The 13,584-nt window shown below is 58.6% G+C and carries 15 protein-coding genes; 5 read left to right on the plus strand and 10 right to left on the minus strand.

Annotation, left to right across the window (positions count from 1 at the left end):
• Nucleotides 1-154: 154 nt before the first annotated feature.
• A complete protein-coding gene (locus U4960_RS09690) occupies nt 155-787 on the minus strand; it encodes a tyrosine-type recombinase/integrase (protein ID WP_324260443.1) in 633 nt (210 codons plus the stop codon).
• Nucleotides 788-1,057: 270 nt separating this feature from the next.
• On the opposite strand from U4960_RS09690, the gene U4960_RS09695 reads away from it, so the two are divergent.
• Genes U4960_RS09695 through U4960_RS09710 form a run of 4 tightly spaced genes read left to right on the plus strand, consistent with a single transcriptional unit; the run spans nt 1,058 to nt 4,888 of the window.
• Entirely contained in the window at nt 1,058-1,423 is a 366-nt protein-coding gene (locus U4960_RS09695) for a response regulator transcription factor (protein ID WP_324260444.1), read from the plus strand.
• A gap of 41 nt (nt 1,424-1,464) precedes the next feature.
• Entirely contained in the window at nt 1,465-2,433 is a 969-nt protein-coding gene (locus U4960_RS09700; protein ID WP_324260445.1) for a YaiO family outer membrane beta-barrel protein, read from the plus strand.
• On the plus strand, nt 2,430-3,455 hold the full coding sequence (locus tag U4960_RS09705; RefSeq protein WP_324260446.1) for a HEAT repeat domain-containing protein: 1,026 nt from the start codon (nt 2,430-2,432) through the stop codon (nt 3,453-3,455). The genes U4960_RS09700 and U4960_RS09705 overlap by 4 nt, the downstream gene beginning before the upstream one ends.
• Nucleotides 3,452-4,888, plus strand: a complete 1,437-nt coding sequence (locus U4960_RS09710) for a glycosyltransferase family 2 protein (protein WP_324260447.1) — start codon at nt 3,452-3,454, stop codon at nt 4,886-4,888. Before U4960_RS09705 ends, U4960_RS09710 begins: the two co-directional genes overlap by 4 nt.
• Here the strand turns inward: U4960_RS09710 and U4960_RS09715 are convergent.
• The 9 genes from U4960_RS09715 to U4960_RS09755 form a co-directional block, all read right to left on the minus strand.
• Nucleotides 4,885-5,127: an Hpt domain-containing protein gene (locus U4960_RS09715; RefSeq protein WP_324260448.1), complete on the minus strand. Its 243-nt coding sequence runs from the start codon at nt 5,125-5,127 to the stop codon at nt 4,885-4,887. The genes U4960_RS09710 and U4960_RS09715 overlap by 4 nt on opposite strands.
• Nucleotides 5,128-5,156: 29 nt before the next feature.
• Nucleotides 5,157-5,519 (minus strand): response regulator, encoded by a 363-nt coding sequence (locus U4960_RS09720; RefSeq protein WP_324260449.1) that lies wholly within the window; start codon nt 5,517-5,519, stop codon nt 5,157-5,159.
• Nucleotides 5,516-5,872 (minus strand): hypothetical protein, encoded by a 357-nt coding sequence (locus U4960_RS09725; protein WP_324260450.1) that lies wholly within the window; start codon nt 5,870-5,872, stop codon nt 5,516-5,518. The genes U4960_RS09720 and U4960_RS09725 overlap by 4 nt, the downstream gene beginning before the upstream one ends.
• Nucleotides 5,873-5,956: 84 nt before the next feature.
• A protein-coding gene (locus tag U4960_RS09730) for an IS3 family transposase (protein ID WP_149036422.1) occupies nt 5,957-7,308 on the minus strand; the annotation gives its coding sequence in 2 pieces (ribosomal slippage) (nt 5,957-6,970 and nt 6,973-7,308; 1,350 coding nt in all).
• Nucleotides 7,309-7,347: 39 nt separating this feature from the next.
• On the minus strand, nt 7,348-8,451 hold the full coding sequence (locus U4960_RS09735) for an MFS transporter (RefSeq protein WP_324260451.1): 1,104 nt from the start codon (nt 8,449-8,451) through the stop codon (nt 7,348-7,350).
• A 328-nt stretch (nt 8,452-8,779) separates the two neighbouring features.
• On the minus strand, nt 8,780-9,703 hold the full coding sequence (locus U4960_RS09740) for a fatty acid desaturase (protein ID WP_324260452.1): 924 nt from the start codon (nt 9,701-9,703) through the stop codon (nt 8,780-8,782).
• 229 nt (nt 9,704-9,932) lie between these two features.
• On the minus strand, nt 9,933-10,430 hold the full coding sequence (locus tag U4960_RS09745; RefSeq protein ID WP_324260453.1) for an aromatic-ring-hydroxylating dioxygenase subunit beta: 498 nt from the start codon (nt 10,428-10,430) through the stop codon (nt 9,933-9,935).
• Nucleotides 10,427-11,602 carry an aromatic ring-hydroxylating oxygenase subunit alpha gene (locus U4960_RS09750; protein ID WP_324260454.1) on the minus strand — a complete coding sequence of 392 codons (1,176 nt, stop codon included), beginning with the start codon at nt 11,600-11,602 and terminating at the stop codon, nt 10,427-10,429. The genes U4960_RS09745 and U4960_RS09750 overlap by 4 nt, the downstream gene beginning before the upstream one ends.
• Nucleotides 11,603-11,630: 28 nt before the next feature.
• Nucleotides 11,631-12,617 (minus strand): dihydrodipicolinate synthase family protein, encoded by a 987-nt coding sequence (locus tag U4960_RS09755; RefSeq protein WP_324260455.1) that lies wholly within the window; start codon nt 12,615-12,617, stop codon nt 11,631-11,633.
• A 166-nt stretch (nt 12,618-12,783) separates the two neighbouring features.
• Between U4960_RS09755 and U4960_RS09760 the strand changes: the two genes are divergently transcribed.
• The gene (locus tag U4960_RS09760) at nt 12,784-13,569 is read left to right on the plus strand and encodes a 1,6-dihydroxycyclohexa-2,4-diene-1-carboxylate dehydrogenase (RefSeq protein ID WP_324260456.1); all 786 of its coding nucleotides are present in this window, start codon (nt 12,784-12,786) and stop codon (nt 13,567-13,569) included.
• Nucleotides 13,570-13,584: the final 15 nt, after the last annotated feature.

Below are 13,584 nucleotides of genomic sequence, written 5' to 3' on the forward strand. Positions count from 1 at the left end.
TTGCTTTGCCCCGCTGAACAACGGGATAACGGCTCAGACTCGCGAGATCAAGCGATCTCATGGATATCTGGAATCCACCCCATTGCAGCCAACTGCACCTTTCCAGGCGCAACCCGAAAGCGGTCGACCAGGTGAGGTCGACCGCCCGAAGGTGTCAGATTTCCGTGCGCTCCGCCAGTAGTAGTGCGTCTTCGACATCGACCCCAAGATAGCGAACGGTGTTCTCGATCTTGGTGTGACCTAGAAGTATCTGAATTGCGCGGATGTTGCCCGTAGCGCGGTAGATCATCGCGGCCTTCGTCCGTCGAAGCGAGTGCGTCCCGTACTCAGATTTCCGTAGGCCAATCGCAGTAACCCACTCATCCACCAAGCGCGCATACTGGCGCGTGCTCATGTGTCCGGCGTGGTCGATCCTGCTTGGAAAGAGGTACTCGCTGGTCGAGCCGCCCCGACGTTCTAACCAGGAAAGCAGGGTTGAACGGACATCGGCTGTGAGCTCGAACTGAACTGGCCGATTGGTCTTCTGCTGGACGACAATTGCCCTAGTGCGGATGTCGGTCCCAGCTATGACGTCGCCGATCTTTATCTTGACCAAGTCGCATCCGCGCAACTTGCTATCGATTGCTAGGTCGAATAGCGCCTTATCCCGTAGCCGACCTTCACGATCCAGATGGAAGCGTATTGCCCAAATCTGTTTTTGTGTCAGTGGTCGCTTTGTGCCGACGGTCTTGCCAGCATTCCACACTGCACGCGCCTGTATGGCAGGATCAAATCTCGAATAGCCCATTGTCGTTCTCCTCGGCCATGATTGGCCACAAAGAGAACGGTTGCAGCTTGGCGGGAGGTGGGCCGGCTACGGACTGTCCGCTTGTTGCGATTAGGGCTCGGAAGCGGACCTTTGGCTAGCAACCAACTGCGGACATTGTGGGATGGAATGCCGTGAACTATCCCAGAAAAGCCGAAGCTCCGTCGTAACTCTCTACCAACTCGTCGTGTTAGGGCAGAATTAACCATGTGGACGGTATCGCATTCGAGGGATTTTTCTATCTAGGCTGCCATGAACACGATACTAGTCGCCGACGACGAACCCCTGATGAGGGAGCTTCTGGAATTCCGCTTGGCGCAGCGGGATTATCACCCGGTCACTGCTGCTGACGGTCGCGAAGCGCTTGCTCGTCTCGAGGATTCATCGCCCGATGCGGTGGTCCTTGATGCCATGATGCCGGTGCACGATGGGTTCGAGGTGCTAAGGCGCATGCGCGCTTCATGCCAACACGCACATACGCCGGTAATCATGTTGACCGCCCGGCGGGGCGAGAAGGATATTGTTGAGGCGCTGGAAATCGGTGCCAGCGACTATCTCGTAAAGCCATTTATGCCCGAAGAACTACTCGCTCGTCTCGCGCGCTTGTTAAAGGATTAGTGACTTTGCGCACGCTCTTGGCAGGAATGCTTTTCGTTTCCTTGGCGAACGTTTCGGCATCAGCTCAGGACAGTCTCTATGATCGCGCTGTCACTGCGCGACTGGCGGACGATCCGGCGCTCGCGGCATCGCTTCTCGAAGACTGGCTTGCGGAGAAGCCCGAAGATGTCGATGCGCTCGTCCAGTACGGCTTCGCACTGCTGGCGTTAGGCAAGCTCGAAGACGCGGAATTCGCTTTCCAGAAAGTACTCCGACTGGCTCCGGAATACGCTGACGCTTCGCAGGGCTTGGCGCTGGTCGCGGAGCGCCGAGAGACCGAGCGCGCTGCGCGGGGCGGCTTCGTCCTCGTCGAGGGGGCCGTGAGCAATCCCGGCGGTGGGCAGGATGACTGGCAGGAGCTTGGCGTACTTGCGTCCCTCCCGGTCGGCACACGCACAACTCTCGACCTTGGCGGGACTTGGCATCGGCGCGTCGGTACTGAAGATGTGGAGCTTGGCGCACTCGCCACCCACATGGCGACGGAGAACCTATGGCTAAGGGCCGGAGCATCTGTGACCCCGAATGCGGATTTCCGCCCGGCTACGGGTATTTCGGCAGGCTTCGATTACAGGATCGCTCCTAGCACCGTCGCCAGTCTCGATAGCAGTTGGCAAAGCTACTCTCTGCAAGAGGTCTGGACCGTGCGGCCCGGCATCACACAGTATTTCGGCGGCGGTCGCTTCGCTACGTCCCTGCATGGTCGCATCGTCGCAGCGGATGGTGAAGATCTGCAGATCGGTGCCAGCTTGCGTACAGACTATTTGCCAATCGCCCGTACCCGTTTGTTTATCGGTGCAGCGACTGGGCCAGACACCGAACTCGGGGTGGTTCGCGAAACTACCAGCATATTCGCAGGCGGAGAATTTCCGCTTACACAAGACCTCTCGCTAACCGGCAGTATCGCGCAAGAATGGCGCGAGAATGGATTCGACCGCATTGAGGGGCGTATCGGGGTCAAGCTTTCGCTGTGACGACATTGCGTGCTCTCTGGGAGGTTTCTCTCGCGCTTTGCCTGCTGGCCATGCTCGCGTTGCTGACTCTGCTACTGGCGCGGGTGCTATCTGCTCGGCTATTCGACCGCACCAGCGCGGCGCGACAGCGACTCCTACCACTTCTGCTTGACGGCGATCCTGCAGAATTAGCGCCGCTCAGGAAGCGCGAGCTGCAGGCGGCTGCCGACCTAGCGGTTGAGATCGCAGAGATGACGAGGGGCAGCGAGCGTGAAGCCTTGCTTGCCCGCGCAACAGCGCTTGGTGTGACAGATCTGCTAATTGTCCGGCTGCGTTCGCGCAAAGCCCAATCACGGCTCAACGCGGTCGAAGCGCTTTCGATGTTCGAGGGTTCGCATCAGCATGTGATCGGCGCTCTGGACGACCGTAATCCGGATGTCAGGCTCGGTGCTGCCTTGGCTTTGGCCCAGCACGCAAATGCACCGGCACCGATCGATATCGTAAACAAGCTGAACGTAGGAACAGAGGAAAATTCCCTGCTGTTGGTTTCGTTGATGGTTGATCTTGCCGAAACAGATTCGGAAGCTGTTGCTGGCCTATTGTTCGAGAAAAACCTGTCCCACCGCGTCAAGGTTGCCGCGATGGATGCCCTTTCGCAGCGCGGCGGCGAATATGCCCCGCTGCTAGCGCACATGGCACGCGATTCCGGCAACGAACCGGAACTGCAACCCCGCATCTTTAGGGCCCTGGGCCGCACCGGTCATCCTGCGGGGGCGGAGGCCATCATGGAGGGGCTTACGAGCGCCAACTGGACGGTGCGCGCTGCCGCAGCCGAAGCGGTTGGCAATACACGTCTCGTCGTCGCCGCGGATAGGTTGTCCACACTGCTCAATGATCCTCAATATTGGGTGCGGTACCGGGCCAGCGAGGCCTTGCTGCGCATAGGAACGCGCGGCCATTCTGTACTTCGAGAAGCGAGCCGGAACGAGGACCCGGTCGTCCGTTCGGCCGCGTTGAAGATGCTGGCGGAGGGCCGCGCTTGATCTTCGATTTCGCCATTCCCGAACCCGCAGAGTGGATGGTCGCGTCGGCCGAAGCGATTGCTCTGGTGGCGATCGTTGCGGGACTGTTGCAGATCGTCTTCTACTTCGTGCTGCTGCTTTATGCAGGCGCAGCACTCGGAACGCGGCCGCCTGTGCCTCGCAGTGCAACGTTATGGCGTCGTTATTCCGAGCAGGCTCCAGCCATTTCGGTACTGGCCCCTGCCTTCAACGAAGAACTCACTATCGTAGAAAGCACGCGCAGCCTGCTGGCGCTGCAATATCCCGATTTCGAAGTGATCGTCATCAACGACGGGTCGAAAGACGGTACACTGGCCCGCCTTATCGCGGAATTCGGCCTGGAGCAGGTGGACCGCTTCGTCGATCGCAGCGTCGAGCACGTCCCGATCCGCGGTTTTTACGCGTCGTCGCGTCTGCCTCGCCTGCTGGTTGTGGACAAGGAAAACGGCGGGAAAGCCGATGCCCTCAATGCTGGGATAAATTGCAGCCGCACCGCGCTCTTCTGCGCCATCGACGCAGATTCCATACTCGAATCCGATGCCCTACTGCGGGTTGTCCGGCCCTTCATCGACGAGCCTGACCTCACCATAGCGGCGGGAGGCACGATCCGTATTGCCAACGGTTGCAAGGTCGATTCTGGGCGCATCAGCGATATCAAGCTACCCCGCAACTTTCTGGCCCTGGTGCAGATCGTTGAATACCTGCGCGCCTTCCTCATGGCGCGGGTCGGTCTTGCCAAGATGCAGGCGCTCACAGTCATTTCAGGCGCTTTTGGCCTGTTCCGCCGCCGTCAGGTTGTCGAGGTCGGTGGCTATAGCCACGGCACGGTGGGCGAGGATATGGAACTGGTGCTCAAGCTCCATCGCCTGATGCGCGAAGCGAAGCGAGATTACCGCATCAATTTCATTGCTGAACCGGTTTGCTGGACCGAATGTCCCGACACGCTGTCCGTGCTTGGGCGTCAACGCGCCCGGTGGCAACGTGGTGCGCTTGAATGCTTCGTCAAGCACAAGGACATGCTGTTCAATCCGCGCTACGGCCGGATCGGCATCGTCGGCTTCGGTCATATCCTCCTCATTGATGTTCTCGGGCCGTTGTTGGAAGTGCTGGGCTATATTCTCGTGCCACTGCTCTGGGCTCTTGGACTGCTGGCGCTGCCCTGGTTGCTCGCCTTCCTCGCGGTAACTTTCATGTTCGGCGTATCTCTCTCGATCGCAACGCTTGTGCTGGAGGAGATACAGCTGCGCCGCTTTCCCAAGGCACGCGAATTGGCCGTGCTGGCGGTAATCGCAGTGCTGGAGAACTTTGGCTACCGCCAGCTCTCGAATCTCTGGCGTCTCCAGGGCTGGTGGCAATTCATTCGCAAGCAGCAAAGTTGGGGAACGATGACCCGCAAGGGTTTCTCCGCAACCTAATTTTGCAGATCGCGGAGCAAGGCTGATAGCCGCTCTGCCGCGGCGAGGTAGTCTCCATTGGCCTCGAAAATGTCTTCAAGCTCTGCAGCGGCTTCGCCGATCTGTGGCTGCCCGAACATTCCCGCGATACCTGCCAGCCTGTGCGCTTGGCTAGCGATTGCCTCCCGGTTGTCGGCGTCAATTGCGGCTTGCAACGCAGCTTCGTGTTCGCCGGCACGGGCCGCAAAGCGCGCAGCCATTTGCGCCATCCTGCTTTCCAGTTCTGAACTCATCCGATCAACTCGCGAACCTTGGACGAGAGCGTCATCGGATCGAACGGCTTGGCGATGACGCCTACGGCATCCATCATGGAAAAGTTCTGCAATTCGCTGCGCTGGGCCCGCGCGGTCACAAAAATTACTGGCAGGTTGGAAAAGCGAGCGTCCTGCCTGAGGTGCGTCAGCAAGGTCGGCCCGTCCATCTCCGGCATCATCACATCGAGCAGCGCCACATCGGGCATCCAGTCCTCGATCAGCGCCAGCGCTGCCGAACCCGACGCCGCAGTTTGCACATGAAACTGGGGGTCGAGCTCCAGCGCCATCTCGGCGATCTCGCGAATGTCGGGTTCATCGTCGACATAAAGGATATTCATCGCTGGGCCTCCTGCCGGCGCCTGATGACGAGATCGAGCGTTGCTTCGACAAGGTCGTCAACCGAGGCGCGGCTCTTGATCAAAGCCCTGTCAGCAACGCCGGTGTGGGCACTCTCGTCGAACGCCGTGAAGAACAACAAGGGCAATGCGGGGAATTTCTCACGCAGTTCCCTGGCGAAATCGGCGCAGCTCTCTTCACCCAGAGAGACATCGATAATCGCCGCCACCAAATCCTGGGAAGCAATCGCGGCGCGGGCATCGGCAACACTTTGGACGGATATGACCCGTGCCTTGCCAGCAAACGTGCTGGCGACGACAGTCAGTGTATCGTCGTCATCATCCAGATGCAGCACAAGTGGCAGGTGTCCGTCGTCAGAACATTTGGCACAACTCGCGGCGTAGATCAGCGGAGTGTGGGCCTCGTCTCGGATTGATGTTTAGGCGGCGAGCTTGCAGTGTTGCAAGCGCCGATGTTCGAGTGTCTTTCGCTTGATCCTTTCTCTTCGTTTGATGATGGCGGCAGCCCTGCCGAAGTAGGCATCGGCGGGTGTCACATTGTCCAGGCTCTCGTGGTAGCGCTGGTGGTTATAGTGCTCGACGAAGGCCTCGATCTGCTGTTGGAGATCGCCGGGCAGGAAGTAGTTTTCCAGCAGCACGCGGTTCTTCAGGGTCTGGTGCCAGCGTTCGATCTTGCCCTGCGTCTGCGGATGGAAGGGAGCGCCGCGCACATGGCTCATCCTGTTTGCCTCGATGTATTCGGCTAGTTCCCCGGCAATGTAGCTGGGGCCATTGTCCGACAGCAGGCGGGGCCTGTGCAGCACGTTGGCGTGGTTGCAGCCTGAAGCTGCCAGCGCCATATCGAGCGTGTCAGTGACGTCCTCGGCTCGCATGGTGGTGCAGAGCTTCCAGGCGATGATGTAGCGTGAGTAATCGTCGAGCACGGTCGAGAGATAGACCCAGCCCCATCCGATGATCTTGAAGTAGGTAAAATCCGTCTGCCACATCTCATTGGGTCGAGAGGTCTGCGTGTGGAACGCCTCTGCCGCCTTGATCACCGTGTAGGCCGGGCTGGTGATCAGATCATGGGCCTTCAGCAGCCGGTAAACCGTGGCTTCGGACACGAAGTAGCGCTTCTCGTCGGTGAAGCGCACCGCCAGCTCGCGGGGACTGAGATCGGTCTGCTCCAGAGCCATCTCGACGATCTGGTCCTGCACCTCGGGCCCAATACGGTTCCACACCCGGCTCGGCGCTGAAGGACGGTCCTGGAGCGCCTCCGGCCCACCTTCGAGGTAGCGGTCATACCAGCGATAGAAGGTCCGCCGTGCCACGCCGAGCTGGTCCAGCGTACGCTTGGCGGGCAGGTGCGACTGCTCGACGATCCTGATGATCTCCAGCTTCTCGGATGCGGGATACCTCATTCGTCGTCTCCCCCATCCGCGATCATGCTTTTTTTGAGCAGACGGTTCTCCAGCGTCAGGTCCGCCACGCATTCCTTCAGATCGCGCGCTTCACGGCGCAGATCCTTTACCTCGTCGGTGGTAGCAGCACGGGCTGTATCGCCAGCAAGCCTGCGCTTGCCGGCCTCCATGAACTCCTTGGACCAGGTGTAATACAGGCTCTGTGCGATCCCTTCACGGCGGCACAGCTCGGCAATGGAGTCATCGCCGCGTAGGCCATCGAGCACGATGCGGATCTTGTCTTCAGCAGAGAAATGCCGACGGGTCTTGCGGCGGATGTCCTTCACCACCTGCTCGGCAGGCAATTTGGGCTTTGAGGATTTGGGCTTCATCTTCGTTCCTTCGTCACTACGACGAAGCCCAAATCCTCCTTAAATCACAACCTCTAATCTGTGCCATAGGTGCTGACGGGGGACAAACGCCAAGGCTCCCCCGGCACCGCCAAGCGCCATAATCAGCATTGGCAACCGCGACCCGGTGAAAAGGATTATCCAGGATACCAGGACCGCAGCCACAATCGCCCCCACATTAAACGTCAGCAGGCCGCGGCTCGATGTCGGAAGGTCGAAGCCGGCGTCGGCGAGCATGGTCGGAAGCCAGTTAAACGACATGAACACCGCCAGCAGGCAGCCAAAGAATGCCAACCACAAGAGCAATGTATCGCGCAAGTAAGGAGGGCGGAGAAGGGTTGCCGTCGATATCTTGTCGACTCCCGATTCGGCGCGATCGACAAACACTGCGTCCGACGGCACGTCTAGCCGCATCCGTTCGCATATCCGGCGCAATTCGTTCGACCGTTCCGGCCGGGTCACCAGAAATCGCGGAGATTCCGGCAGCAACAGAAACAGCGCCACTGCCAGCACCAGCGGCAAGACGCCGGCCACAGCGAACAATCCCCGCCAGCCCAATGCCGGAAGCGCTTCAGCAGATACGAACCCGCCGATCACTCCGCCGACCGCCATGCAAATCAAACTAAGCGTAACCGCAAAACTCCTACGGTGTTGGGGCGTATACTCTGCGACCAGTGCGGTGACATTCGGGAGCGCGCCGCCCAGACCGATACCCGCAATAAAGCGGAATAGTCCCAGTGTCGGCAGGTCATTGGCGAAAGCGATTGCGCCCGTCATAGATCCGAAGATGATTGTGCTGGCCAACAGGGCTATCTTGCGTCCAAACTTGTCGCCGAGGATCCCGCCGATTGTGGCACCTATGGTCATGCCGATCAGGCCGATCGCCAGCACCGGCGCAAGTTCTTCCTTGGTAAGGTTAAGGTCGGGCAGCATCGCCGGGGCGGCAAACCCGAGTGCCAGTGCATCGAAACCATCGAGCACTATCACCAAAGAGCACAGCAGCAGCACCAGTTTCTGATAGGGCGTCCACGACGATGTGTCTGAAGCAAACCCGACGTCGAATTCGGGGCGACTCGCCGGGATGGCATTAGATGGCACACCGCCCCCAATCTCTTTGGTACTCATAATGGACATCCTCGCCGTTGCCATTTTCGGTGGCCTACATAATTGAGCAAAGTTGCACCGTCCTGCCTAACGCTCCTTTGCGTGGCACCCAATTACTCTTCGTCGGCCGACTTGCTTCGTTCTAGCTTCCTGGGGATGATGCTCGGCCCCGTCGATTGTGCCAACACCTTAACCCGCCGGGGCTGCTGATTGCTGGCTTGTGCCTAGCGATCGGCGCAGTGGGGCGGCGGGAACTCGCGCAGAATTGCGCCCGCCCACGATTCGCCCGGCCTTAGCCGGTCACGGCGACGACAGCAGTGATCTTATCGAGCAGCGTGCGAGCCACCTATTATTCAGCTGGCTGCAATGCCGTGTCCTTTTCCTTGCGGTAGGCCAGATGGGATTCCATGTTCTCCGGTTTGAGCCCAAAGGCTGTCTGCCTGCTGATGTTCTCACGGTTGATCTCATCGAACTTGACGAAATAGGCCTTGTGCATCCTGTAAAAGGGGATCTCTGGATAGAGATGATGGATGAGATGGTAGTTCTGATAGACCAGCAACGGTGTCAGCAGCCATTCCCATCCGTAGCGCATCGTCGTCGCCATATAGGGCTCTTCATCTTGGGCGACCATTGCCGGATAGTGGGGCAGGATTACGAAAACGACGGCAATCATGAAAAGCGTGATCCTCGAGGGAAGGAACCACAACATGAAGAGTTCAAAACCGAACCCAAAATAAAGGGCCGCTACAAACAGCGCAAGCAAGCCTGAGTAAAAGGCGACGAGTTCCCTGCCGTGCCTTTTTCGAACATTCTGGCCGTACTTGATGAAATAATAAATGTAGGCGCCGTCAAACAGAGTCCAGCGAAACGGTACCTGCCACCATGGCGATTCGTGTTCAAAGAGATCAGGGTCTAGCGGTCCGTTGGCATAGCTGTGGTGTTTGTTGTGCACCCAACGCAGAAGTACCATCGGCGCATAGGGAAACAAAAAGAAAAGGCCGATCGCCCCGATCGTCTCGTTTAACCACTTGACCCTTGAAAGGGACATATGGGCCGCATCATGTATTACGCTGAAAAGCAGATAAGTGATCAGGCCGTTGGCGATGGTTCCGGACCAGATCGGCATTTGCCCCGTCATTACGAGATACCAGACAATTCCGATGCCACCCATCGAGGCAACGAAAAGCAAGGCGGTCGGCAGCGCCAGTAACGGTGCCCTTCGCAACTGCTCGAAATACTCTTCCTGGTTTTTTGGAAAAACACTCGCCGCCATATAATCTCTCCCAGAATCTGGCCCAGCCATGGCCGCCAATTCGTTTTACCTGTCCATGATAAGCCATCGCTCGCCAAGCGCGCTCAGGACTCGAATGATAGCCGTTTGTTGGACAATATGCAATTCTTATCCCGCAGTGCCCGCGCAATCGAGTAGGCCATTGGACCCCCGATTGTCCTGTACTCAAACAGTCGTTCTGGAAACGAGCGATGAACCTTTGGTGGCTCCGTCAGATTGGATAAACGAGGTATCGCGGCAATACCGAGGTATCGAGTTCAGCGCGCCGAGATAGCAGCTTGAGTTCACCATTCTTACCTTGGCGCACCGTATCGAGGTACTGTCCCGCAGCCAGGACCTGGGTGATCCCGCTGTCCGTAGGCGTCATGAACACCGAAAAGTTGGATCGCATTTCCAGGGTGGTTGCATCGATGCGATCAAAGCTGGTGAGCTGGACGAAATGACGGGTGCGATAGTCCTGAAAGGTTCCGACCCAGATGTCGTTCACGAAGGTAACGCGATCCTCGAGCCTGGAGCGGCAATCGTCGTACATGAAGCCGATCGCTAACCCGTGCTCCGAATTCTCTGCCGAACGACAGTAGTATGAGGCAGCCTCCTCTTCCGCATAATTACCCAGCCATCCCAGCATATCCTTGCCGTCGAGTGCGCGCGCATCAGCCAGCAGCAAGGCGTTGAGCGCCGCTTCGAGCGATATATCTGTCTGCGTCATGCCGCCGCCCTTTCGAAACCCATGACCGAACGGTAATATTCCCAGCGCGGCAGGTTGCCGCTCTCATCATTCTGAAGAAATTCAGATTCCAACTTCAGAGGGTCGTGCACGCCCTTCTGGAAAATAGCCGAGCCGGGGGTGTGGTTTCCGATGTGGATGCGGTGAAAGACCGAAGCATCCTCCATGCTGATCAAGCCGCACGGGCCGAGAAGGTTGGAACTTTGCCGCAGGCGATGGCGGACCATTTCCTCGTCGTCATCCTGATGGGCGAAATAGGCATAGTGGACTTCAACCGTCTCCGCATCGATCGGTGTCGCGAAGCGCAAGTTAATGACGTCAAGATGCTTCGTCGAAACGAAGGTTGGAAACAGCGAGACGATCCGGGATCCGACCGCCGGGTCCTGCCCTTTGAACTCGATCAGCGACGGGTCCTTGAGCACGGAAGGCCCGGTTGCCACAGAAAGGGCCGATTCGAAGCAGATGTGGCCGCGGTGCGTTGCCGTGTACTGGCGACCCTTGCCGCCTTGCCAGTTGAGCATCTTGAACGCCTGATGCAGCAACGGAGCATGATAGCCATCGTTATCGGTATACGACTTCCAGTTCGTATCATAACGGACCTTCTGGTAGCCAAGTAGCTTGAGCCGCCCGTCGCCCGCAAGCAGCTCGCGCAAGCAATTCTGCGAGTCGCCCAGAAATTCAAGCAGCGGCTCGGTTTCCGCCGAAAGCGTCACGAAGATCAGGCCAAAATAGATGTCGAACCGCGGCTGGGCCAGCGGATAGTCAGCTTTGTTGAAGCCGGGCAGAAATTCCCGTGGGTTAGGACACCCAACCAGGTCACCCTTCGAATCGAAGAGCCAGCGGTGGTAAGGGCATTCGAATTCGGTCTTGTTGCCCATGACCGCCGTCTCGAGCTGATTGCCGCGGTGCGAGCAAGCGTTGTAGAACACCCGCACCACGCCCTCAACGTCGCGCCCGATAAGCAAAGGCACGCCGGCCAACCGGAAAGTCTTGAAATCTCCGGGGTTGGGCAATTCGCTTTCATGGGCGACCGGGTGCCATTCGGTGCCATGAAAAATGCGCTTGACCTCTTCCGCATAGATGTCTTCGCGAACGAAGGCTTCCTTAGGAACTTCATTATAGTTCTTCGGCCAAGACAGTTTGATGTCCGTCACCCGCTCTCTCCCAATTTTCATGCTTATTCTATTTTTCGGCCGCAAGCGCCTTGCCAAGTTCAGCCCACATTTTGCCCGACTTGCGTGCCCCCTCGAGATACGGTTCCGGGCAAAGATGGTACGGCGGCCGAACCGGGCCGGCATTCATCCACCCGCCAGCATTCATCCGCGCCTTTTCAAGCGCGATGTTGTAGGTCGAGAATTCCCTGAAGCTGCCGTTAGGGAACAGCGGCGCTGCCGTTGGGCCGAGCCGGCCCATAAAGGCCCGCGCCGCGCTCCACTCACCGGTCGCGCGCGCTTGCGATACAAGGTCACGCAATGTCGTGGTCACCAGCGGGTCACACACGGCACCGCTCGACCAAAAGGCGTCGATCGAGTCGTCCATACGGGCTGCGCCGTAGTAATCGAAATCGATCGGCAGCAGCTTGATACGGCCCCGAATCGCGGCAAGGTCTGGCAACAGGTTGCCGACGCCGATATACTTTGCAGTAACGACCTGCGGAAGCTCAGCCACCTGGGCCCAGAATGAACGCGGGAAATCGAACTTGAATGCCTCGGGATTGGCGTAAATGGCAATGTTCATCTCAGGCACGGCTTCAGCGACATCCTTGTAGAACTGCACCGCAACATCAACGCTTGGCGCGCACCACATCGGAACGCCCAGCATCGTGCCATCGGCGCCAATATCAAGCGCTTGCTGGGTCAACGCGACCGTGTCGCGCGTGTTGAGGCAGGTGGTACCAACGAAAATCGGCACCCTGCCGGCTGCTGCATCGACCAGCGACTTCATGAAATCGAGCTTTTCGTCGTGGGTCATGGTCGCCGCTTCGCCAAGCGTCCCCATGCTGAGAATTCCGTTGATCCCTGCATCGATCAGGCCGTTAACCACGCGCGCGGTCTCATCGAGATCCACCGTTTTTGTCGCGCGCCAATCCGAGGCGTTATCCTTCGCCGGGGTGGGAATAATCGCCCACGCACCTTTCACGTCGTTGGGATCAATAAGTGTACGGGCCATTTCGTTTCTCTCCTCAAATCCTGTCCGGTGATCGCCACTGCAACGCCCGATCATTCGCCATCGCGCAACGCATTTCCTTGCGCGGCATAGAACAAGAATATAGGCAAGGCAACCACCCAGCCTTGCGTTTCGTTGCAGGAATGAGGGCTAACGGAGGAGCAGGATTATGACTTTTGCCAAGCGGTTCGACAACCAGATCGCGGTTGTGACCGGTGGAGCTCAAGGCATCGGGTTAGCCACGGCCCAGCGTCTGGCTGAAGAAGGCGCGATCGTCATCATTGCCGACCGAGCGGCTGACGCCACGCAGGCTACGGTCGATCGCCTGCGGGACAAGGGCTGCGATGTTCACGCCGCCATCTTCGACCTCGAGAAATGCGAGGGAGCGACCGAACTTTACCGGACGGTTGCCGATCAGTTCGGCCGCATCGACGTGGCAGTCCACAATGTCGGCGGGACGATCTGGGCCAAACCCTTTTGGGACTATACCCCAGACGAGATCGTGGCTGAAATCAACCGTTCGTTGTGGCCGACACTTTGGTGCTGCCACGCGGTGTTGCCGTACATGCTCGCGGCCGGGCGCGGTTCTATCGTAAATATCGGTTCAGTGGCCACGCGCGGCGTGAACCGGGTTCCCTATGCCGCTGCCAAAGGCGGGGTTGCCGCGCTGACCGCAGCCTTGTCGCTGGAACTGGAAGCCAGCGGCGTGCGCGTGAACTGCGTTGCGCCGGGCGGAGTCAACGTCACCCGGGTCACTCCGCGCGATCCTGCACCGATGAGCGAAACCGTCAAGGCAGGTTTTGCAGGCGTGATGGAGCAGACCTTGCGCGACACCCCTATGGCCCGCTTCGGCGAGCCTGAGGAACTGGCCGCTGCAATTTGTTTTCTGGCCTCTCAGGAGGCTTCCTACGTCACCGGGCAGACACTCTTCGTCGCGGGCGGCGGGATCGGATAAGACCGCTCCCGCGCC

It is taken from the genome of Altererythrobacter sp. H2 (genome assembly GCF_035319885.1).
Classification (GTDB): Bacteria; Pseudomonadota; Alphaproteobacteria; order Sphingomonadales; family Sphingomonadaceae; genus 34-65-8.